Genomic DNA, 22,596 nt, shown 5'->3' with positions numbered 1-22,596 from the left:
GCCTTGCGGCGCCCTCTCTTCCCACCTCGCGGCTGCTGCTCGCCCGGATGCTCCGGGACGATGGAACGGGGCTGAAGAAGGCACATTACACCCAGACCTGGCTCGCCGGGCTTCTATTGTCGCCGCAGCTTCTGATCCTGCTGTTCTTCTTCTTCATCCCCTCGTTCAAGGCGCTGTCTCTGGCCTTTGTCCAGGTCGACCCCTTTGGCGGGCGGGAGATCTTTGTCGGGCTGCAGAATTTCGTCGATCTCTTTTCGGACCCCTCGTATCGCAAGAGCGCCTGGCTGACCCTCTGGTTCACCATCGTGCAGAACATTGCGACGCTCGGGATTGCCGGCGTTCTGGCTTTCGCCACGGACCAGATCATTCGCGGGCAGGTCGGTTATCGCAGCGTGCTTCTTCTGCCCTACGCCATTGCGCCCGTGATTTCCGGCGGCATCTGGGCCTATCTATTCAACCCGGCCATCGGTCCGGCGGCCTCGGCCCTGCATGCGATGGGCGTGCCATGGGACCCGAACCTGCGCCCCAGCGATGCGTTGATCCTGATCACCATCTCGGCGGTGTGGAAACACATCTGCTACGACTACATCTTTCTAGCCGCCGCAATGCTCGCCGTGCCGCAGAGCCTGCGCGAAGCCGCCGCCATCGACGGCGCGGGGCCGCTCGAACGTTTCCGCACGATCAGCCTGCCGCTGATTGCGCCGGTGGTGATGTATCTCTTCATCATCAACATGGTCTACGGCCTGTTCGACACGTTCAGCATCATTGATGCGGTGACCGCCGGTGGACCCGCTGGCTCGACCTCCACCCTTGTCTACAAGGTCTATCAGGACGGCTTCATCATGATGAATCTCGGTTCCTCGGCCGCGCAGAGCATCGTGCTCATGGTGCTGGCGGTGCTGTTCACCGTGCTGCAGTTCCGCGCCATGGACCGCAAAGTCAATTATCAGGTGTGATCCATGATCGAACGCAATCCCGTTCTGAACGTCATCTGCCACCTTATCCTGATTGCCGGCGCGCTGATGGTCTGCGCGCCGCTCTACTTCGCCTTCGTCGCAGGCTCGCACACCGGCGCAGAAATGGCGCAGGTGCCGCAGCCCATGCTGCCGGGCTCCAGCTTTGTGGATAATCTCGTCACGGCCTGGGAAAAGGCGGATTTCGGCCGCGCCTTCGTGAACACGCTGATCGTCACGATGGTGATCGTCGTGGGCAAGATCGTGCTGTCGATCCTGGCCGGTTTCGCCGTCACCTATTTCCGCTTTCCCTTCCGCATGACCGCATTCTGGCTGATCTTCATGTCGCTGATGCTGCCGGTGGAAGTGCGCATCGTGCCGACCTATGAGGCGGTTGCCGATGTGGCCGGTCCGCTGCGCTGGTTCCTCGATGTGACGGGGCTTTCCGCGCTCATCAACTGGACCACCGGCATTGAGATCAATGCCGGGCTGGATTTCAGCATGATCGACACCTATGCGGGCCTGACCCTGCCGCTGATCGCCTCGGCGACGGCCGTGTTCCTGTTCCGGCAGTTCTTCCTGACGGTGCCGGACGATCTGTGCGAAGCCTCCAAGCTGGACGGGGCGGGGCCGATCAAGTTCCTCTTCGATGTCGTGCTACCGCTCTCGGTGCCCAACATCGCAGCACTCGCCATCATTCTCTTCGTGTTCGGCTGGAACCAGTATCTGTGGCCGCTGCTGTTCACCACCAAGACCGAAATGACGACCGCGATCATCGCCCTGAAGGGGCTTCTGCCGGGGCCGGACGATCCGTCCGACTGGTGGAGCTACGCCATGGCGGCGTCCTTCATCGTGATGCTCCCGCCGACCGTCGTCATCCTCACACTGCAACGCTGGTTCGCACGCGGACTGGTGGATGCCGGGAAGTGATCCCGAACAATTCCTGAAAGGACAAATCATGACTGGACTGATCGGCCACCGGGGCGGCCGCAATGTGTGGCCTGAAAACTCGCTTGACGGTTTCCGCAAGCTTCTCGATGTGCCTGTCGAAGGTGTCGAGTTCGATGTTCACCTGTCGGATGCGGGCGAGCTTCTCGTCATCCATGACGCCACGCTGGACCGCACGACCGAGGGCAGCGGCCCCTCCCGTGCGCTGACGCCTGAGGCGCGCGCCACGCTGCGTCTGCGCGACAGCAATGAAGGCGTGCCGGTGCTTTCCGAAGTGCTGGAAATCTACGCCGACAGCACGCTCGATCTTCACGTCGAGCTGAAAAATGACGGCGAGGGAAAGGCGTATCCCGGATTGCCGGCTCTTGTGATCGCCGAGATCGACCGGCTGGGTCTGCGCGATCGCTGCTGCCTGACGAGCTTCGATCTCGATGTGCTGCGTGAATGCCGGGATCTCGCCCCGCAGATGCGCCGGCTCTGCTCCGTCAATGACAATTCGGCGCAGAAGCTTGGCGTGCGGGAGACCATCTCGGCAGCGGCTGAACTGGCCGATTATGTGGCGGTTCACAAGGACATGCTCTCCACGCACTGGGACGCGATCACCACGCTGGTTCCGCTCTCCCGGCTTGGCGCGTGGGTTGCCAACACGCCGGAAGAGATAAACCGCTGGCTGGAGGCTGGCCCTGCCTTCATCACCACCGATGAGCCGGTGCTCGCCGACCGGCTGCGCCGCGCGCGTCTGGATGCCGGCGAGGCCGCGCAGGCATGATCGACCGCAATCGACGCAGTCTGATCGCTGGCGGGCTTGCCGCCGCCGCGGTGTGGCCCGGCATGGGCCGCGCCCGTGCGGCGCGGTTCGAGGCGTACCCGTTTTCGCTGGGCGTCGCCTCCGGTTGTCCGCTGCCGGAGGGCGTGATCCTGTGGACGCGACTCACATTCCCGGAACCACCGCCACCGGCCGATCCCTTTGCGCCGCTGGAGGTGATCCAGCGCGCGCCGGTGGACGTTTCGTGGGATGTGGCCGAGGACGAGCATTTCACCCGACCCGTGCGTTCCGGAACAGTACGGGCCGTGCAGGAATTCGGTCATTCGGTGCATGTTCCGGTTACGGGGCTGCACCCCGGTCGCTGGTATTTCTATCGGTTCCGCGCAGGCGATGCGGTGAGCCCGGTGGGGCGCACCCGTACAGCGCCCGCGCAGGAAACCATGGCCGACAGGCTTCGTTTCGCCTTCGCCTCGTGCCAGCAATATGAGCAGGGCTATTACGCTGCCTACCGGCATATGGCCGATGAGGATCTCGATCTCGTCGTGCATCTCGGCGATTACATCTATGAGCGCAGCTGGGGCGGAAACCTTGTGCGCCACCATGGAAGCGGCTGGCCGGCGCGGCTTGACGAATACCGCGCGCGCCATGCGCTCTACCGCTCTGACCCGAACCTGCAGGCCGCCCATGCGCGGTTTCCCTGGCTGGTAATCTGGGACGATCATGAGGTCATCAACAATTATGGCGATGATGATGCACCCGATGCGCCTGCCGGAGAGCGCTTTCTTGAGCAGCGCCGCGCCGCCTATCAGGCCTGGTATGAGCATATGCCCGTGCCGCCGCATGGCGGTGGGGACTTCAGCGAGTTCCGCATCTACGGGCAGCATGGTTTTGGCCGGCTTCTGGGCATCACCCTTCTGGATGCGCGCCAGTATCGCACGCCGGCAATGGTCGCCGGGCAGGGAGTTGCTCGGGCGGAAGGGAACTCGATGCTTGGCGCAGAGCAGGAGCGCTGGCTGGAAGAGACGCTGCCGGGCGCACGCGCCCGCTGGAACGTCATCGCACAGCCCACACTTCTGTCCGAGCGTGATCTGGAGCAGGGGGCGGGCACGCGCTACAGCCTTGATGGCTGGGACGGATACCGCGCCTCGCGCCGGCATCTGCTCGACAGCATCGAGGCGGCGCGGCTGGAAAACCCGCTGATCATCGGCGGTGATCTCCATGCCTATTTTGCCGCCGACGTGAAGCGCGATTTCGCGCAGCCGAAGAGCGAGACCGTGGCGACCGAGTTCGTGACCGGAGCCATCTCTTCCAATGCGCCAGGCCAGAAGAGCCTCGATGTGGCGCTTGCGGAAAACCCGCATCTCAAGCTGGCCTCGCGCGAGCACGGCTATGCGACCATGACGCTGACGCCCGATGGCGGACAATGCGACTTCGTCACCATCGAAGACCGCAAGGATCCGGCGTCGCCTGCCAGCACCACCTACAGTTTCGCCCTGACCAGCGGGCAGCCCGGAGTGAACCGGATATGAGCACTTTCGACCTTGTGATTTTTGACTGCGACGGCGTTCTGATCGACAGCGAGCCGCTGGCAAGCCGTACACTGGCCCGCGCCATGACCACTGCGGGCATGCCCATCTCGTCGCAACAGGCGCTGGTGGATTTCACCGGCAAAAGCCTTGGCGACATTCGCCAGACATTGCTCGAACGCGGGCTCGAGGATTTCGAAGGCCTGCACCGGGACTGGCAGGCGGAGCTTTTCGGCAGTTTCGCCTCCGATCTGCGCCCGATGGCGGGCATTGAAGATCTGCTGGACCGGCTGGATGCGCCGATCTGCGTGGCCTCAAACTCCGGGCATGAGCGGCTGCGGGCAAGCCTTGGCCTGACGCCGCTCTGGCAGCGCTTCGCGCCTCGGGTTTTCAGCGCTGATGATGTGCCCCGGCCGAAGCCTGCACCGGATCTGGTGCAGCATTGTCTGGAGCGTTGCGGCGCGCGGCCGGAACGCAGCGTCATGATCGATGACAGCGCACATGGCATTGCCGCCGCCCGCGCCGCCGGTGTGCTGCCGATCGGGTTTGTCGATCCCGCCGACATTCGCCCCGATCGCGCCGAGCGGCTGGCGGAGGCCGGTGCGCACCACATCGTGACCGGGGCAGGCGCGCTTTCGGCGCTGCTCGATCCGATGATCATCGCTGAAAGAAAGGTGGCGTGCCCCGCCTGATCCTAATCGCTTTCCGGCTTGCCGATCCAGAGTTCGAACTCGTCCAGCTGAGCGAATGTGGCCGGGCGCAGCTTGCCCCATTTGGAGGCGTCAGAGACGAGGAAACGCTTTTGGGAGCGCGCCATGGCGGCGCGCTTCACGGCCACTTCATGGAAGTGAAAACAGGTCACGCCTTCGTTTTCATGAATGCCGGCGGCTGAGAAGAAGCCTTTGGTGATGTTGATTTCCTGAAGCATCTTGAGCGCCGTATCGGAGCTGAAACTGCCGCTTTCCGGGTGATAGAGACCGGCGAGCAGAACCAGTTTCACCCCATCCAGCCGTGACACGATCTCGGCGATGTTCAGAGCCTGCGTGACGACGGTGATGTTTGCATTCTGGGGCACGTTGGCCGCCAGGTGCTGCAGCGTGGAGCCGCAGTCGACGAAGATGGTGTCTTCGGGTGCGACCATGGCCACCGCCTGTCGCGCAACGAGGGTCTTGGCCTGTGTGTTGGTGCCCTGCGCGTGGGAGAGCGAATAGCGCTCGCCCTTTTCGCTGGCGGACATGATGTAGCCGCCCAGGCACAGAATGCCGTTTTCGCCGTCGCCCAGGTCGCGGCGAATGGTTATCTCGGATGTGTTCAGCTTCTGCGCCGCTTCGGCGATGTGCAGAATGGCGCCTGACGCGCAGAGCTTCCTGAGTGCCTCAATCCGCGCTGCCCGCCCTGATGGTCTCGCCACATGATTCTCCAAGCCTGTGAGGTTTCAACAATACTTCATGGCGCAAGCCGTTGTCCGCAAGTGTGATGAATGCATTTGCAAAGGGTTGCAGGTTTTGATTGGATATGATCATATTGAATGGAATTGATCAATATTAGCGCATAATATTGAGTTAATTCAATCATATGCGTTCCCGCCACGCTGTCTCGTTCAGGGTTTCGGCGGAACCGAGGAGGAGGAAAACCAATGAAATCTCTGCTGACCGCAGCTTCTTTAGCGCTCTCTTTGCTGGGGACATCCGCGCTGGCCGACCAGATTGTGGATACGTCGAACCTCAATGAGGAGCTGATCGCAACGAAGGACGACAAGAAATACACCATCGCCACGGTCGTGAAGGTTGACGGCATCGCCTGGTTCGACCGCATGCGTGACGGTGTCGAGCAGTTCAAGGGCGATACGGGCCATGACGTCTGGATGGTCGGCCCGAGCCAGGCTGACGCGGCCGCGCAGGTGCAGCTCATCGAGAACCTGATCGCACAGGGCGTTGACGCCATCGCCGTTGTGCCGTTCTCCGTTGAGGCGGTGGAGCCGGTGCTGAAGAAGGCGCGCGACCGCGGCATTGTGGTGATCTCGCACGAGGCATCCAACCTGCAGAACACCGATTACGACCTCGAAGCCTTCGACAACCTTGCCTATGGCGCCAACCTGATGAAAGAGCTTGGCAAATACACGGGCGGGAAGGGCAAATACGTCACGACCGTCGGCTCGCTGACCTCCAAGAGCCAGATGGAATGGGTCGACGGCGCTGTTGCCTACCAGAAAGAGCATTTCCCGGACATGGAAATGGTCGGCGACCGTCTCGAGACCTATGACGATGCGGCCACCGACTACACCAAGCTGAAAGAGGCAATGACCACCTATCCCGACATCACGGGCATTCTCGGCGCGCCGATGCCGACATCTGCCGGTGCGGGGCGCCTGATCGCCGAAGGCGGTCTCAAGGACAAGGTGTTCTTTGCCGGTACGGGCCTGCCTTCGGTGGCTGGCGAGTATCTCGGCAATGGTGATATCCAGTACATCCAGTTCTGGGATCCGGCCGTTGCCGGCTACGCCATGAACATGCTGGCCGTTGCTGCCCTTGAGGGCAAGGGCGACCAGATCAAGTCGGGTCTGAACCTCGGTCTGACGGGCTACGAGTCCCTCACGACGCCGGATGAGGCGAACCCGAACCTGCTTTATGGCGCAGGCTGGGTCGGCGTTACGGCTGAAAACATGGACAAGTACGACTTCTGATTTCGTACGAAGCTGACGCCCGGTTCCGGGCGTCAGTTTTCAACCGTGCCGGAGCCCGGGCTCTGACCCCGGGCGACCATTTCAGCCTGCCGGGAAAATCATGTCCGAATATCTGATCGAGCTGAAGAACATCAGCAAGCGCTTCGGTGGCGTGCGCGCGCTGGACGGCGTCTCCATTGGCATCCGTCCCGGCGAAATCCACTGCCTTGCCGGCGAGAACGGCTCCGGAAAATCCACCGTCATCAAGGTCATGTCGGGAATCTACACACCCGAAGAGGGTGAAATCCTGATCGATGGCACACCACTCTCGCGGCTTGACCCGATCATGGCCGTGCAGAAGGGGGTGCAGGTCATCTATCAGGACTTTTCCCTGTTCGGGAATTTGACCGTTGCCGAGAACCTGGCGCTCAACACCTATCTTCTGGAGGGGCGTTCCAGAATGGACTGGCCCCGCGCCCGCGAGATGGCGCGCGAGGTTCTGGCCCGCCTCGATGTCGAGATCGATATCGACGCCGAAGTCGAGACGCTGCCGACTTCGGGAAAGCAGATCGTCGCGATTGCGCGCGCGCTTCTTGCCCGCGCCCGGCTGATCGTCATGGACGAGCCGACCACGGCGCTCACCGGCCATGAGGTCGATGCGCTGTTCGGCATCGTTCGCGATCTCCAGAAACAGGGCATCGCGGTTCTCTTCGTCAGCCACAAGATGCGCGAGATGCTGGAAATTTCGGAGCGCCTGACCGTGTTCCGGAACGGTAAAAAGGTGGCCGAAGGCGCGATGAGCGAATTCGACGAACCGGCCATCACCCGCGCCATGACGGGTCTTGAACTGGACGACGAACCCTATGAGCCCGAAATCCCCGCCGACGCGGCGCCCGCGCTGGAGGTTGAGGGGCTCACTGTTTCCGGAAGCGTCGATGATGTGAGCCTGACGCTGCGGCCAGGAGAGATTGTCGGCATTTCCGGCCTGATCGGTTCCGGCCGAACCGAACTGGCGCGGGCGCTGTTTGGAATGGAAAACGCCAGTGCCAGACGGTTTCGCGTTGCGGGAAAGGATGTTCTTCCCCGCTCGGTGCAGGAGGCGATCAGCCTTGGCATCGCCTATGTGCCGGAAGACCGGCTGAGCGAGGGCCTTTTCCTGACGCAATCCATCGAGCGCAACATGGTTGTGAGCATTCTGGACCGTCTGCGGCGTGGCCTCTTTCTCGACCGTGATGCGATGCGCGGGAAGACGGAAGAGATGTTCGCGGCCATGCAGATTGCGGCCCCGTCGCCCGAAATGGCGGTGGGCAATCTGTCCGGCGGCAATGCGCAGCGCGTCATGCTGGGGCGCTGGCTCCTGACCGGCGCGAAGGTGCTGATCCTCAACGGTCCGACGGTGGGCGTCGACGTAGGCTCCAAGGCCAAGATCCACCACATCATTCGCGATCTGGCGCGCGAGGAGGGCGTTGCCGTCCTGATGATTTCGGATGACGTGCCGGAGCTGACCGGCAACTGCAATCGCATTCATGTCATGCATGAGGGGCGTTTTGTCGGCGCGTTCTCTGGCGCGGAGATGACCGAAGACGCCATCAACGACAGCCTCAAGGCACTCAAGTAAGGCGGTAAGATGAAAAGGTTCCAATCCACGGAGGCTGTGATTGCCCTCGTCCTGCTGGCGGTGATGGTGCTGATCGGCCTGATCAATCCGGCTTTCTGGGGCGTCGCCAACCTGTTCAGCCTGGCGAAGGCCAATGTGGTCATCGGCATCATGGCGCTCGGCGTGCTGCTGATCATGATCTCCGGCGGCATCGACGTTTCGTTCCCGGCGATCTCGGCGGCGGCCCTCTACATCACGGTGCGCACCATGGTCGCGCTCGATTATGACGGCGTTCTGTTGCCATTCATCGCGGCGTCGGTGATCGGTGTGCTGCTCGGCGCGTTCAACGCCTTCATCATCGACCGGTTCAAGATGATCCCGCTGATCGTCACGCTGGGCACTGCCTCCATCATTCGCGGGCTGGTGCTGGGCCTGCTCGGCACCTCCATCGTGAACATCAACAAGATGCCCGACGCGCTGATCGAATTCGGCAAGCAGGATCTGACGACCGTAACCGCGCAGAACGGGGCGACGGTCGGGCTGACGGCAATGATCCTGGTCTATCTGGCGATTGCGCTGGTGATCCACATCATCCTTCGCCACACCATGACCGGCCGTTCTGTCTACGCCTATGGCGGTGATCCGGAATCGGCGCGGCGCGCCGGCGTCAACACGCGGCGCACCATCTTCTTCGTCTATTGCACGGCGGGCCTTCTGGCGGGCTTTGCGGGGCTTCTGCACAGTTCGATGATCTGGCAGGCCAACCCGCGCGACTTCATGGGGCTGGAGCTTGATGTGATTGCGGCCGTCGTGCTTGGCGGCGCGTCGATCTTCGGCGGGCGCGGTTCCGTGCTCGGCACGATGATCGGCGTGTTCACGCTCGTCATGGTCAAGAACTCGCTGATCCTGATGAAGGTAGACACCACCTGGCAGCGTGTCGTCGTCGGCATGATCATCATCGCAGCGACCGCCATCACCGCATGGCGCGACCGGAAGAAACTGGCTTGAGGGGAGACGACATGACTGCCAAAGCCGAAGAGAAGAGCCTGGTTCAACGGCTCCTTGGGAATGACGCTTCCATCGCGCAGCTGGCCGTGATCACGGTGGTGATCTTCGTGCTGATGGCCGGGCTCAACCCGGACAAGTTCCTGCGCTACTACAATTTCGAGTCCATCACCTACATCATGCCCGAGCTGGGCATTCTGTGCATTGCCATGATGGTGGCCATGCTGACGGGCGGCATCGATCTGTCCATCGTCGCTATCGCCAATCTGGCTGCGATCACGGCGGGGGTCTATTTCCGCCATCCCGTTGTCGCCGAGGCGCTTGCGGCGGGCGGCGTCGGTCTTGTGCTCCACACAGCGATGGGCGTGATCATCGCGCTTCTGGTGGGGCTCGCGGCGGGGCTGGTCAATGGCGTCCTGATCGCGCGACTGCGCATCATTCCCATTCTGGCGACGCTCGGCACCGGGCAGGTATTTGCGGGCCTCGCGCTCGTTCTGACCGGCGGTCCGGCCATTGTCGGCTTCCCGCAGACCTGGAACTGGATCGGCACCGGCAAACTGCTTGGTGTGGCGACGCCGTTCTGGATCCTGATCGTCGTGGCGTCCGTGGTGGCCATTCTCTTGCGCCGCACGCATCTGGGCGTGAACCTGATGCTGATCGGCACCAATGCGCGCGCCGCCGTATTTGCAGGCATCCGCAGCTCCCGCATGATCCTCTACAGCTACGCGTTGACCGGGCTCATGGCGGCGATTGCGGGCATTCTGCTCTCGGGCCGCACCAACTCGGCCAAGGCGGATTTCGGTGCGTCTTATCTGTTGCAGGCCGTTCTCATCGCTGTGCTTGGCGGCACGAACCCAGCCGGCGGCAAGGGGCGCGTTCTCGGGGTGCTTCTGGCGCTGGTGGCGCTCATGTTCCTCTCGTCCGGCATGCAGATGATGCGCGCCTCCAACTTCCTGATCGATGCGATGTGGGGCGGCTTCCTGGTTCTGGTGATTGCAATCAACTATCTGAGGTCGTCGAAATGAGCGCTCGTGACAGCGATACCGTCTTCAACCTTTCGCCCGAAATGTTCCCTGCACGCGGCGAGCTTGTGCTGGCCACGGGCGACGGGTTCACTGTAACGGCGTTCCGCTATCCTTCGTCCGTCGAGGGGCTGCGGATCGAAAACCGGCGCGGGCAGGTTACGGTTCTGCCCTATCTGGGGCAGATGATCTGGGATGCCGTGTTCGACGGGCGCAGGCTCACCATGGGGAATGTGTTTCCCCATCCGCGCAAGGGCGCTTCGATCATCGAGACCTATGGCGCTTTTGCTTACCATGCAGGCGTTCTGCGCAATGGCGCACCCGGCCCTGAAGACGATCATCCGCTGCATGGCGAAATGCCGGTCGCCGGCATGGACAGCGCGCATCTGCGCTTTGGGCGCGATGATGCAGGCGCATTTGTCGAGCTGTGCAGCGAGACCGAATATGTGATGGGCTTCGGGCCGCATTACATCGCAAGACCGCGGGTTCGGCTGCGCGCGGACAGCGGGCTGATCGAGGTCGAGATGGTCGTTGAGAACCTGTCGGCGCATCCGATGGAGCTCATGTACATGCTGCACGCGAATTTCGATTTCGTGGCGGGCGCGCAGATCCATCAGCCAGCGGCGTTTTCACCGGAAGGCACGGTCGTTCGCAAGACCATCCCCGGTCATGTGACGCCCTCGCAGGCGTTTCTGGATCTTCTGGATGACCTTTCGGGAAACCCCGCGCGCATGAAGACGCTGGATGAGCCGGCGCTCTACAGCCCCGAGCAGGTGTTTTACGTGCGCGGGCTTGGAACGAATGCCGAAGGCAGCACGCGGCTGGTGATGGCGCTTCCCGAGGGTGACGCCTGTTCCGTCAGCTACCGCCCGGAAGATCTGCCGCACTGTGTGCGCTGGATCCTGAACGATGGCGATGCGCAGGTCGCAGCCTTTGCGCTGCCCTCCACCTGCGAGCCGGAAGGTTACACCGCCGAGAAAGCCAAGGGGCATGTGCGCATTCTGCCGCCGGGCGAGACCGCGCGTTTCCCCGTGACGCTTGGATATCTGAGCGCGCAGGAAGCGCCCGCCGCAATTGCCGAAGTCAACCAGATGAGCAAGGACTGAGCCATGACGTCAAACAGCAGAACCGGTCGCATTGCCGTTGTCGGCTCCAACATGGTCGATCTGATCACCTATGTCTCCCGCATGCCGGCGCCGGGCGAAACGCTGGAAGCGCCAAGCTTTGAGAGCGGGTGCGGGGGCAAGGGTGCAAACCAGGCTGTTGCGGCTGCGAAGCTCGGTTCGCAGGTGAGCATGGTCTCAAGGGTTGGCGATGATCTGTTCGGCGACAACACGCTCCGGAATTTCTCCGATCACGGGATCGATATCCGTCATGTCGCCAAGGTCGCCGGAAAGTCGTCCGGCGTTGCCCCCATTTTTGTCGATGAAAGCGGTGAGAACTCCATTCTCATCGTGAAGGGTGCGAATGAAGACCTGCTCCCGGCCGACGTCGATGCCGCAGAAGATGTGCTGCGCGATGCGGACCTCATTCTGATGCAGCTGGAGATCCCGCTGGAGACGATCTACCACACGGTTCGCCGCGCGGCGGAATGGGGCGTGCCGACCATCCTGAACCCGGCGCCCGCGACTTCGGCGCTGAGTGTTTCGGACCTGAAGAGCCTGAGCTTCCTCGTTCCAAACGAAAGCGAGCTTGCGCTTCTTTCAGGCATGCCCACGGACACGGAGGAAGAGATCATGGCGGCCGCGCGCAGCCTGATCGAGAAGGGCATTGGCACCGTCATCGTGACACTCGGCTCGCGTGGCGCGCGCCTTGTTACGGCGGACCGTTTCACGACCATCGAGCCTGTGAGCGTGACCCCGGTGGACACGACAGGCGCGGGCGACGCCTTTATCGGCTCTTTCGCGCATTTCTTTGCAGCAACGGGCGAGACCGAGACGGCGCTGAACCGAGCGGCCCGCTATGCAGCCTATTCCGTGGGCCGGCGCGGGACACAGAAGTCCTATGCATCGGCCGACGATTTTGACGCGTTCTGCGAAGCGCTTCCACAATAGTGCCTTTTGCGCAGTCGGGCAGATGACTGCCCGGCCGGCTCAGCCCTCCGGGCGGCTCACGATCCACACGGCGATGGCGGCCATCGCCACGGCGAGGGCGATCGCGAGCGGCAGACCCGGCTGATAGGCAAAGAGGGAAACGACGTAGCCGCAGCTGATGCCGGTGACTGCGAAGACCTTCGCGCGGCGCGGGACGATGCCGTGATCGCGCCAGCCGCGCAGAACCGGACCGTAGCTCGGATGTTCCATAAGCCTGCGCTCAAGCCTCGGCGATGAGCGCGCGAAGAACCATGCGGCGAGGATCAGGAAGATCGTGGTCGGCATGACGGGAAGAAACGCCCCGATCACGGCGAGCAACAGCATCACCAGCCCCAGAACGAGCAATATTGCACGCTTTGCATTCTCAAATGCGGGCGCAATTCTCAATGACCGATCTCCGTCGACAGGCAGATCCGCAGACCTTTCCACCTCCATTCCGATACACCGAAAACTGCGGAAATCCTATGACCGCAGCAGTGCGCTTCATTGAAGCATGTTCGTCGTGATGGGGTCGCCGCTGCTTCGTTGACCGGTTCCGCCTGTGCCCGAGTGATGGCCGCAGAGCAGGAGAGCTGGCCAGAGAACTCTGGTGTCCAAAATTAGTTGTGAATGGATAATTCGCCGCATTCACCCATGCACCTCTGTATTTCTATGTAACGCCTGTTCGTAAGTGTTAGTGAAATGTGAGGTTTTTCGATGGGTATGTATTTCAATAAATTTCGTAATTTTGGATTGGTATCTGCAAGTGCTTTCGCATTGATGGCGACTGCGCCAATCACCTTTGCGGAAACTGCGCAGCCAGGCGATGGTGTTTCGGTTTCGATTGCTCAGCCAAACGACGATACCGGCTGGATCATGAGCGCGGTTTACGCCCAGCTTCTTGAGGAACTGGGTTACGACGTGGCCGAACCGGTCACGCTCGATGTTCCCGTTGCCTATGTATCCGTGTCGCAGGGAGACATGGATCTTTATCCCGACGGCTGGTTCCCGCTCCACAATACCTATGTCGACCAGCCCGGTTTCGCGGCTACGCCCACGGGCTATGTGGTCGAGAAGGGCGCATTGCAGGGATATCTCGTCGACAAGGCTTCCGCCGAGAAATTTGACATCAAGACGCTGGATGATTTCAAGCGTCCCGAGGTGCGCGAAGCGTTTGACCGCAATGGCGACGGGCTGGCGGACATGACCGCGTGCCCGCCCGGCTGGGGCTGCGAACTGATGATCCAGTTCCACATGGATGCGTTCGATCTGCGTGAAGCCATCAATCCGATCAAGGCCGGATATTCTGCTTCCATGGCAGACACGATCGCAGCCTTTGAGCAGGGCCAGCCGATCCTGTTCTACACCTGGACGCCGAACTGGACGGTTGATGCCCTGAAACCCGGTGAAGATGTCGTGTGGATTCAGACCCCGGAGGTCGCCTTGCCGGAAGAACAGGCGCATCTTGCCGAATTCGCGACGGTTGAGGGTGTTGAAGGCTGCGTTGCCGAGCCCTGTCAGCTGGGCTGGCCGGTCAATGATATCCGGCCGGTTGCAAACGACGCGTTTCTTGAAGCCAATCCTGCCGCGAAGGTTCTGCTTGAGGAAGCCTCGATCCCGCTCGATTTCATCTTCGCCCAGAACGCCGCAATGCGGAATGGCGAGGACAGTGCTGAAGACCTGAAGCGACAGGCTTCGGAGTGGATTGAAGCCAATCGCAAAACCGTTGATGGATGGCTCGATGCCGCGCGTTCAGCCGTAGAATAGTCTGAACCGGTGGGCGCCAGTCGGCGCCCACTTCTTCTCGACCAGTTGAACCCAGCTGAATCGGACTGCCCCCTTTGCGGGCGCGGTGTGCGGCTCTGCCATCGAAGCCAGCAGGAATGATTTGCCCGATCCTTAAGGTGCCGCCTCCAGAAGATGGTTCAGAAGATCCATCACCGTGGCGCTCAGGGGCTCGTCACGCCGGTAGAATGCGATGATCGAGATGTCCGAAAGGTCGCTGATGGGGCGCCAGGTCAGACCCGGCGTCGCAAGGTTTCTTGCTGTCATCGCATCGACGATGCCCACCCCGCCGCACGCACGCACCAATGCGCATACATTCGCGCAGTATGGCGCGGTGCAGACCGGGTCGTAATGCAGATCCCGGGCTTTGAAGGCCGCGCGTATATGCGCCCCCATGGGTGACCAGTCGGCATCATAGCAGACCAGCGGATGCGCTGCGATTGCCTTGCATTTGAGCTGCTTTGCACGGGCAAGCGGGTGGTTCTCGCCCATGATCGCGACCAGCGAGCTGCGCCCGACCATATGGGCCTGAAACTCCGCCTTCGGCGGCAGGGCCATCTGTAATCCGAGATCCGCCACGCCGTTGCGAAGATCTTCCTCCGGCGCGTGAATGCGCAGGTCGAGACGCTTCTTCCAGTTTGCATAGCCAGCTTTGACCAGAAGGGGACCGAGAAACCCCTCCACCAGAGCCGGTGTCGCGGAAATCACGGCTGGCCGTGTGGCGTGATCCCGCAGGGATGGCAGCTTGGCGCGGACCTGCGAATGCGTGGTGAAGATGGGACCGGCCAGAGAGAAGATTTCGCGGGCCTCGCGGGTGGGTTCAAGCCGGTTGCCCGCGCGGTGAAACAGCGGAATGCCCAGCTTGCTTTCCAGCCGTTTCAGCTGCGCACTGACGCCTGGCTGCGAGATGCCGAGCAGGCGTGCGGTTTCGGTCGTCGTCCCGACCCGCATCAACGTTCCGAAGAGTTCCATTTCACGCAGGTTCATTATCAGCTCAGTAATAGATACCCATCTATTTATCATTATTCCTATGCTTCGCCCTTGTCTAACCTGAACTCCGGATTGCAGATGTGTCTGCCTCGGGTCTGCCTCGGGCGTAGAAGGGCAGGCAGACGATGCGGAGCGCGGTTTGCGCTTTTTCCGGCAAGTTTGGCGAAGAAAGAAGCCTTGATGTTTTTTGAACGGGATGCCGCGTGGACACGCCGGTGCGAAGCGGCGGTGTCGGAGATTTTTGACAGGTTCGGTTCCTTTGGACTGACGGACGAGACGTTTGGCCTTGTCGCACTGCAGGAGCGTGCAGATGGCGGCAGGCCCGCAGGATTTGCGCTCAATGGCGACTGGCGCTGCTATCCGTGCAGTGTCGTGAAGGCCTTCCATCTGGTTCACGCGCTCAACAGGATCGAGCGGGGGCAGATGGCGGTTCCCGATGATCTGGATCAGGCGCTTAGCGACATGATCACCTGGTCGTCGAATACGGCGACCAATTACGTGATCGACCTTCTGACCGAAACCACCGGCGACACGCTTCTGGAGCCTGAAGCCTATCGCGAATGGTCTCACAGGCGTGAAGGGCTCAATCGCTTCTTCCGGGATCTGGGCTGGCCCGAATGGGACGGCTGCAACATCGCGCAGAAGCTCATGGGCGATACGCGCTATGGACGCGAAGCGCAGTTCGCGGGCAGGGACGGAAGTTATCTGAACGTGCTCACGCCGCTCGTTTCCGCGCGGCTTTTCCTGGAACTTTTTGCCGGCACCCTGCCGTTGAACCCGCGATCGCAGAAACGGGCGGAGGAGATCCTCCTGCGTGACCGCAGCCGCGCGGATGCACATCTTCTGAGCTTCCAGATTGATGAGTTCCTTGGCGGTGGCGTTCCCGCAGAGGCGCAGGTCTGGAGCAAGGCCGGCTACACGTCCTGGACGGGCAACCCGCGCACATCCTACTACCGTCATGACCTGATCCGCATCGCCCTTCCGGGGGCCGCGCCGGTCATTCTTTCGGTCATGACGCAGGGGCAGAAGATCACGGAAAACGCCGCAACCGTTTTCCCCGGCATCGGGCGCGCGCTCTGCGACAACCTGCTCGCCGCAGAACCGGTTCCGGCATGAGGCGCGCTGTGCGCGCGGAAGTCACGACTTGCAGATGAAAGGGAGAAACCAATGTCCATGAAACTGAAAATCAGCGCCATCGCGCTGCTTGCAGCACTTGGAACGGCGCCTGCCGCCGCCAAGACGCTGGTCTATTGCTCCGATGCATCGCCGGAAGGGTTCGACCCGGCGCTCTATACCTCGATCACCACGTTCGATGCGTCGTCGCGCACGGTGTTCAACCGGCTCGTGGAGTTCGAGACCGGCACCACCAATGTCGTGCCGGGCCTCGCCGAAAGCTGGGAAGTGTCCGACGACGAACTGGAATACACGTTCAATCTCCGCAAGGGCGTGAAATTCCACGCCAATGACAGCTTCACGCCGAGCCGGGATTTCAATGCCGACGATGTGATCTTCAGCTTCAATCGCCAGCGGCTGGAAGACCATCCGCACCACAAGACTTCGGGCGGCGGCTGGACCTATTTCGGCGCGATGGGGATGGGCGATCTCATCAAGGACATCGTGAAAGTCGATGATTACACGGTGAAGTTCGTTCTGAGCCGCCCGGAAGCGCCAATGCTTTCCAATCTGGCGATGGATTTCGCGTCGATCCAGTCGAAAGAATATGCCGACCAGCTTATGGAGGCCGGGAAGCCCGAAGAGCTCAATCAGGCTCCCGTGGGAACCGGCCCCTTCACCTTCGTTGCCTACCAGAAGGATTCGGTGATCCGCTATGCGAAGAACCCGGATTACTGGGAAGGCGCTACGCCGCTCGACAATCTGGTGTTCGCCATCACCCCGGACGCTTCCGTGCGCTATCAGCGTCTGAACGCCGGCGAGTGCCACATCATGCCCTATCCGAACCCGGCCGATCTGAAGGCGATGCAGGCCGATCCGAACATCAAGGTGATGGAGCAGGAAGGTCTCAATCTCGGTTACCTGGCCTACAACACCAAGGTGGCGCCTTTCGACAATCCGAAGGTGCGCAAGGCCCTCAACATGGCCATCGACAAGGAAGCGATCATGGAGGTCGTCTATCAGGGCTCTGGCCAGATCGCGAAAAACCCTATCCCGCCAACCATCTGGTCGCACAATGACGAGGTGCAGGACGATCCCCACGATCCGGCAGCCGCAAAGGCCATGCTGGAAGCCGAAGGCGTGACGGACCTTTCCATGAAACTGTGGGCGATGCCCGTGGCGCGTGGCTATAACCCCAATGCACGCCGCATGGCCGAAATGATGCAGGCCGATCTGGCCGCCGTCGGCGTCGATGCCGAGATCATCTCCTATGAGTGGGGCGAGTATCTGGACCGTGCGCGCGACATCGACCGCGATGGCGCAGCGCTGCTGGGCTGGATCGGCGACAATGGCGATCCGGACAACTTCCTTGCGGTTCTTCTGGGCTGCGATTCCGTGGCTGCGTCGAACACGGCGCAGTGGTGCCACGAGCCTTATGAGAAGCTGATCCAGAAGGCGAAGGTCACCTCGGACGTTGAAGAGCGCACGCGCCTTTACAAGGAAGCCCAGGTCATCGCCAAGGAGCAGGCCCCGATCATGCCGATTGCGCATTCGGTCGATTTCATGCCCATGTCGCCGAAGGTCTCCGGCTACAGGATCCACCCGATGGGCACGCACATCTTCTACGGTGTCGATATCGCCGAGTAAGGCGACATGGCGGCGTCCGTTTGGGCGCCGCCAGTTTCAAAGGCCAGGTGTCGATCAACCCCGGCCTCGATCAATAGGAGAGGCTTATCCCGGCGAACAGGCCTTCGCCCCTGTTGTCTCCGGCCAGTCTGGCGCGATACTGAACCGTCAGGTCGATATAGGACATGGGAGCCGTGTACTTGTCTTCCCGGAACCAGTAGCGCGCGTTAAGGCCCGGCCCGGCGCTCAGCGTGAACTGGTCCGCCAGTTCGCTGTCATAACCCGCGTTGACGCCGATATAGGGGGTAAGGACCAGCCGGTCATCGATTGCATCCATGCGGAAGCTGCGGCCGATGCGAATGTCGTCGGAAGCGATGGTCTGGCCGGTTTCCAGATAATGCCCGATCTCGCCATAATACTGCGCCATCCACCAGGACGGCACATCCACACGCAGATCGGAGCCGATGCCCTTGGAGAAGGCGGCGCGTATCAGCGTGTCGTTGCGGCTGTGCTTGCCGACCTTGAAGAGCTTGCTCGCCTCGAAAACGAGATTGTGCTGCGCGAAGGGTTTCCAGCGCGCGCCGACACTGCCCTGCGTCGTCGAAGAGCCGGTCGCGCCATCCAGAGAATCTCTGAGCGTGGTGAACTGGCGCGCAAACAGTTCGAACGTCGCACCATCCCGGTAGCCGATGCCCGGCGGCCGCCAGTAGATCTCCGAACCGAGTTGCATGGATTCGCCACTGCTGCCCTGCGGCAGGAGCGAGTTGCTGGCAATGCCCATGCCGCCATGGGTCAACGAGACATAGGCTCCATATTCGCGCTTCAGCTCGGCCACTTCCCGGCGCAGGCCGAAAAGCGCCTGCGGCGCCAATGAGAAGTCGCCGCGTTCTTCCGCATCGATGGCGCGGTGCATCAGAGCGATTGCATCATCGTTCTGATGGGCCCGCCGCGCCGCATAGGCAGCATCGATGAACTGGCGACCGCTCAGCGCGCCAGTTCTGTCGGCGGCCTGAAACCGGTCATAAGCCATGGTTCTTTCGCCGGCCTGCCCGGCGAGATAGGCAAGGTCGAGATCGCTCATGGACGCAAAGCGTCCCTCATCGAGCGTTTCCAGGAAGAGCCGGGATGCCTCGGCTTTCCTGTCCTCATCGTTCAGGAGGCGCACGCGCGCCGCAATGGCCTGATCCTGCTCGCGCGGGTTCGCGGTGGTTGTTTCCGCCAGAGCAAATGCGTCGTTCGCGCCTGCGAAATCCTTCATGGCCTGCAGCGCCTGGCCCCGCTTCATCCAGACCGCGTGATCGGCGCGCCGTCCGAGCGGAGCAAGCGCTTCATACGCCTGTTCCGGCCGGTCGGTGGCAAGCGCCGCCTCGGCAAGGGAAAGGCGCAGGAAACGTTCGTCCGCCGGTGAACTGGAATAGCGCAGCGCAGCGCTGAAATCGTCGAACGCTGCGTTCTGGTTGCCCATTGACGCCTGCAGGACACCCCGTTGCCGCAACAAAGCGGCATCACGGCCGAAGCGCTTCATGGCGCGGTCGGTCTCGCTCAGGGCTTCGGATTGCAGTCCGTTCTGCACGAGCGTCTGGATCAACAGAAGGCGGAAGCTGCGATTGCCCGGGGCCTGTTGAACAGCCTTGCGCGCCAGACGAAGGGCTTCGCCATAGCGTTTTGCGCGTATGGCGTCATAGGCCATGTTGGCCGCGCCTGCGCCCGGTGCTGCACCCGAGCCCTTTTTTGCGGACTGCTGTGCGCTGGAAAGTTTCTGCGCCGCAAGAGCGTTGTCGAGCAGGCTCCGGTAATCCCGATTGCCTGGTGTCAGCCGCAGTGCTTCTTCGGCTTTTGCGACCGCCATATCGTAATCGCCCCGGTCATAGGCTCGATAAGCTGCATCTGCCGCCAGATAGGCGGGATCCGACTGCGAGACCGCTTCGCTGGAGGCTGCAAGCGCAGTGGCGAGTGTGGCAAGCTCCTCACGGGCCGTGTCGGTCAGGCGCTTATCCTGCGCGCCTTCCTGCGCAGCGCTTCGCGCTTCATCTTTTTCGCCTGATGCATCAAGCGCACGGACGAGAAGGGTTCTGAGACGCCCGACATCCGGCCGCTGCCGCACGGCTTCGCGGGCTTTCTCTGCCGCGACTGCATAGTCTCCATTGGCATAGGCCTCGTAGGCTTCGGTTGCCACTTCGTAGGCTGAACCCACCAATGGGCGCTCTTCGCCAGTGTTTTCCGCAGGCGCGCTCTGCACTGGTGCGGGATCGGATGTCTGCGCGCCGGCAGGCAATGCCCCCCATGCAAACTGAAGGGCAAGCAGCGCTGCCGTGCCGCGCAGCCAGCGGTTCCGGGCGCTGGTCTTGCGCCCTTGGCTTCCGTGGCGTCCAACAATCGTCATCACGCGGCTTTTCCCTTAAGTTCGTTTGCGGCAGATTCTGCGAGCCTGCGCTGTTCATCCAGCGCCCACTGCAACAGGTTCTGGTCAATGGCGTTCTGCGCCACGAGATAGCTGCCCACCGGACCGTCCGTGTCGGGTGAATAGTTCGCCATGGCCTCTTCAAACGCCTCATGTGAGATGTCGCCGCGCTGTGAAAGCAGATCGCCCAGAAGCGGCACGCGTTCGCCGAGCTGTTGCGGATTGTCTTTTCCCTGCGCGGCGAGCAGGCGCAGGCCGGCCGTGATGTCACGGTCACGCACGATGAAGAGCGGCGGCATGTGGCCGAGTGCCTTGCGGATCTGTTCGCTCGCGCGCTCGGACAGCGGAGCGGCTGCGGCAAGCCGAATTGCGCCATTTTCACTGTCTTTCATCGCCAAAACACGCCAGCGAATGCTCAAATCGACGGGAAACGCGTCTTTTGCGGCAAGAATTTCGGCTTCACTGACAGACGTGATTTCGAGCCCGGACTGGAAGGCGACGGCTTCTGCCAGAACCTCTTCCGTCAGCCATCCTTCCTGCACGAGAATGCGGCCGAATGGCTGTTTCCTCTCGCTCTGCTTGTCGAGCGCTTCCTGAAGGTGGCCCTGATCAATGGCCTGCCACGAGACAAGCAACTCACCGAGCCTTGCGCGCTCTTCCACCAGCCCGTCCGCCGACGGGAAGTCGTGCATCGTCTTGTCCCAGGCAAGGCGCGTTCCGAAAATGAGATGCGAAAGATACTGTTTCCACGCGCGCGCCATGGCCATGAAGTTCACGAAATTGCCGATGATCATGCGCGGGATCGACAGGATGCCATGACGCCAGCCGAAAGTGCGGGCGGTGAAGTAATAACGCTGGGTCACACGCAGGATGAACGCGATGCCGTTCAGTCCAAGCAGAACGGCGATCCATCCATTGGTTGCGATGAGGGGCGGGTAACTCATCGTCAGCAGGCCGGTCGTGAAGGCGAGCTGAAACAGGATGTACTGCGCAACCAGAATGTAAGCGAAAATCGCCACGAATGCGGTCACGGCGCCCTTGCGGTCGCGCAGCAGAAAATAGCGGTCGACGATGGAGCCATGCCAGCCGAAATAGGCCCAGCCCTGAAAGCAGATGCCCAGCGACCAGCGGGCCTTCTGACGATAGGATGTGCGGAACGTGTTGGGGAAGAACTCGCGCACACTGAGCGGCATTTGGAGCGTTTTTTCCTGCACCGCATGGCCCTTGAACCAGGACGTGCGTTTCACGCGGTATTCGACCGGAAACCGCGCCAGAATTGAGTGCATGCCGTGTGCTGCAAGCCGCACACCGATGTCGTAATCCTCGGTGAGCGTTTGCGTGTTAAAGGGCTGATTGTCGGTTTCGGATGCAAGCGTCAAGAGGGCGCGGCGCGAGAAGCAGGTGCCGACGCCAGCCGAAGGCACCGTCTTGGCAAGGCTCTCGCGCACCACGATATCCTTGCCGTGGGATTCGGCAAATTCGTCCATGTAGACGCCGGCGACCAGCTCGTACCACTCGCGCTCCAGCGAGCCGACGGGGATCTGGATGAGATCCTTGCGCGGCAGGAGATAGTTGAAGAACTGCAGTTCCAGCGGATGCAGTACATCTTCACTGTCGTGCAGGACAACACCTGCAAAGCTGATGTTGTGTCGGGCTTCGTGGGCGAAGATCGCCTGCACGATCCAGTTCAGGCAATCGGCCTTGCAGGTGGGACCGTCATGGGGAACCTCCACACGCACCAGCTGCTTGTAGCGGCGGCGCATGCGCTCGACTTCCCTGATCGTGGCTGCGTCGTTGCAATAGGTGCCGACAAAGATGGTGTAAGACCGGTAGTCGATCACCCGCACCATGTTTTCCAGCATTGGCGCGATGACGTCATATTCGAGCCACGCCGGGATCATGATGGCGATGTGCTGCTCCGGCCGGTCACGCAACTGCTCCGGCCGAAGCGGCTTGTAGCGCCGTTTGACCGTCAGTGCACGCCTGATTTCCCGCATCCAGTAGCGGGCGTCGATGAAGAGATCATCGAGGCTGGAAATCAGGATGATCACGGCTGTTGCGACGGCTGTGTATTCCAGCCATCGGTAATAGTCCGCGAAGAGGTAGGGCCAGTAGAGCGACATCGAACGG

19 protein-coding genes are annotated in these 22,596 nt (G+C 61.6%); 14 read left to right on the top strand and 5 right to left on the bottom strand.

Going from position 1 to position 22,596, the window contains the following annotated elements; all coding sequences use genetic code 11:
• The first annotated feature begins 47 nt into the window (after nucleotides 1-47).
• From ACRTG1_RS01455 to ACRTG1_RS01435, 5 genes are read left to right on the top strand one after another with little or no spacing between them, the layout of a single operon-like run.
• A complete protein-coding gene (locus ACRTG1_RS01455) occupies nucleotides 48-956 on the top strand; it encodes an ABC transporter permease subunit (RefSeq protein ID WP_222474159.1) in 909 nt (302 codons plus the stop codon).
• Between the two features lie 3 nt (nucleotides 957-959).
• Entirely contained in the window at nucleotides 960-1,883 is a 924-nt protein-coding gene (locus tag ACRTG1_RS01450) for an ABC transporter permease subunit (protein WP_113156815.1), read from the top strand.
• A gap of 28 nt (nucleotides 1,884-1,911) precedes the next feature.
• A complete protein-coding gene (locus ACRTG1_RS01445) occupies nucleotides 1,912-2,670 on the top strand; it encodes a glycerophosphodiester phosphodiesterase family protein (protein WP_432515611.1) in 759 nt (252 codons plus the stop codon).
• Nucleotides 2,667-4,196, top strand: a complete 1,530-nt coding sequence (locus ACRTG1_RS01440) for an alkaline phosphatase D family protein (protein WP_432515610.1) — start codon at nucleotides 2,667-2,669, stop codon at nucleotides 4,194-4,196. Before ACRTG1_RS01445 ends, ACRTG1_RS01440 begins: the two co-directional genes overlap by 4 nt.
• Entirely contained in the window at nucleotides 4,193-4,885 is a 693-nt protein-coding gene (locus tag ACRTG1_RS01435; RefSeq protein WP_297561960.1) for an HAD family hydrolase, read from the top strand. Before ACRTG1_RS01440 ends, ACRTG1_RS01435 begins: the two co-directional genes overlap by 4 nt.
• Nucleotides 4,886-4,887: 2 nt before the next feature.
• Here the strand turns inward: ACRTG1_RS01435 and ACRTG1_RS01430 are convergent, their stop codons facing one another.
• Nucleotides 4,888-5,604, bottom strand: coding sequence for a DeoR/GlpR family DNA-binding transcription regulator (locus tag ACRTG1_RS01430; RefSeq protein WP_297561957.1), 717 nt, complete (start codon nucleotides 5,602-5,604; stop codon nucleotides 4,888-4,890).
• Between the two features lie 225 nt (nucleotides 5,605-5,829).
• On the opposite strand from ACRTG1_RS01430, the gene ACRTG1_RS01425 reads away from it, so the two are divergent.
• The 6 genes from ACRTG1_RS01425 (at nucleotide 5,830) to rbsK (ending at nucleotide 12,533) form a co-directional block, all read left to right on the top strand.
• A complete protein-coding gene (locus tag ACRTG1_RS01425; protein ID WP_206548558.1) occupies nucleotides 5,830-6,876 on the top strand; it encodes an autoinducer 2 ABC transporter substrate-binding protein in 1,047 nt (348 codons plus the stop codon).
• 100 nt (nucleotides 6,877-6,976) lie between these two features.
• Nucleotides 6,977-8,473: a sugar ABC transporter ATP-binding protein gene (locus ACRTG1_RS01420; RefSeq protein ID WP_432515609.1), complete on the top strand. Its 1,497-nt coding sequence runs from the start codon at nucleotides 6,977-6,979 to the stop codon at nucleotides 8,471-8,473.
• 9 nt (nucleotides 8,474-8,482) lie between these two features.
• Complete coding sequence (locus ACRTG1_RS01415; RefSeq protein ID WP_113156821.1) at nucleotides 8,483-9,460, top strand: ABC transporter permease; 978 nt, start codon at nucleotides 8,483-8,485, stop codon at nucleotides 9,458-9,460.
• Nucleotides 9,461-9,471: 11 nt separating this feature from the next.
• Nucleotides 9,472-10,482: an ABC transporter permease gene (locus ACRTG1_RS01410; protein ID WP_113156822.1), complete on the top strand. Its 1,011-nt coding sequence runs from the start codon at nucleotides 9,472-9,474 to the stop codon at nucleotides 10,480-10,482.
• The gene (locus ACRTG1_RS01405; RefSeq protein ID WP_432515608.1) at nucleotides 10,479-11,585 is read left to right on the top strand and encodes an aldose 1-epimerase family protein; all 1,107 of its coding nucleotides are present in this window, start codon (nucleotides 10,479-10,481) and stop codon (nucleotides 11,583-11,585) included. Before ACRTG1_RS01410 ends, ACRTG1_RS01405 begins: the two co-directional genes overlap by 4 nt.
• 3 nt (nucleotides 11,586-11,588) lie before the next feature.
• Nucleotides 11,589-12,533, top strand: coding sequence for a ribokinase (gene rbsK, locus ACRTG1_RS01400; protein WP_206994572.1), 945 nt, complete (start codon nucleotides 11,589-11,591; stop codon nucleotides 12,531-12,533).
• A 39-nt stretch (nucleotides 12,534-12,572) separates the two neighbouring features.
• On the opposite strand, the gene ACRTG1_RS01395 is transcribed toward rbsK, so the two are convergent.
• Nucleotides 12,573-12,959 (bottom strand): YbaN family protein, encoded by a 387-nt coding sequence (locus ACRTG1_RS01395; RefSeq protein WP_432515607.1) that lies wholly within the window; start codon nucleotides 12,957-12,959, stop codon nucleotides 12,573-12,575.
• 372 nt (nucleotides 12,960-13,331) lie between these two features.
• Between ACRTG1_RS01395 and proX the strand changes: the two genes are divergently transcribed.
• Nucleotides 13,332-14,318 (top strand): glycine betaine/L-proline ABC transporter substrate-binding protein ProX, encoded by a 987-nt coding sequence (gene proX, locus ACRTG1_RS01390; RefSeq protein ID WP_432515606.1) that lies wholly within the window; start codon nucleotides 13,332-13,334, stop codon nucleotides 14,316-14,318.
• A gap of 132 nt (nucleotides 14,319-14,450) precedes the next feature.
• On the opposite strand, the gene ACRTG1_RS01385 is transcribed toward proX, so the two are convergent.
• Nucleotides 14,451-15,323, bottom strand: coding sequence for a LysR family transcriptional regulator (locus ACRTG1_RS01385; protein WP_432515605.1), 873 nt, complete (start codon nucleotides 15,321-15,323; stop codon nucleotides 14,451-14,453).
• Between the two features lie 231 nt (nucleotides 15,324-15,554).
• On the opposite strand from ACRTG1_RS01385, the gene ACRTG1_RS01380 reads away from it, so the two are divergent.
• Entirely contained in the window at nucleotides 15,555-16,442 is an 888-nt protein-coding gene (locus tag ACRTG1_RS01380) for a serine hydrolase (protein WP_432515604.1), read from the top strand.
• A gap of 51 nt (nucleotides 16,443-16,493) precedes the next feature.
• Nucleotides 16,494-18,086 carry an ABC transporter substrate-binding protein gene (locus ACRTG1_RS01375; protein WP_206544911.1) on the top strand — a complete coding sequence of 531 codons (1,593 nt, stop codon included), beginning with the start codon at nucleotides 16,494-16,496 and terminating at the stop codon, nucleotides 18,084-18,086.
• A gap of 70 nt (nucleotides 18,087-18,156) precedes the next feature.
• Here the strand turns inward: ACRTG1_RS01375 and ACRTG1_RS01370 are convergent, their stop codons facing one another.
• Both ACRTG1_RS01370 and ACRTG1_RS01365 read right to left on the bottom strand, forming a co-directional pair.
• Nucleotides 18,157-20,448, bottom strand: coding sequence for an NfrA family protein (locus ACRTG1_RS01370; protein ID WP_432515767.1), 2,292 nt, complete (start codon nucleotides 20,446-20,448; stop codon nucleotides 18,157-18,159).
• A complete protein-coding gene (locus tag ACRTG1_RS01365) occupies nucleotides 20,448-22,589 on the bottom strand; it encodes a glycosyl transferase family protein (protein ID WP_297561933.1) in 2,142 nt (713 codons plus the stop codon). The genes ACRTG1_RS01370 and ACRTG1_RS01365 overlap by 1 nt, the downstream gene beginning before the upstream one ends.
• Between the last annotated feature and the right edge of the window lie 7 nt (nucleotides 22,590-22,596).

Origin of the sequence: Nitratireductor sp. PBL-C9, from assembly GCF_050877045.1 — a bacterium.
Classification (GTDB): Bacteria; Pseudomonadota; Alphaproteobacteria; order Rhizobiales; family Rhizobiaceae; genus Nitratireductor; species Nitratireductor aquimarinus.
Note: the sequence above shows the minus strand (reverse complement) of the source record. Positions and strands in the feature narration are given on the sequence as shown.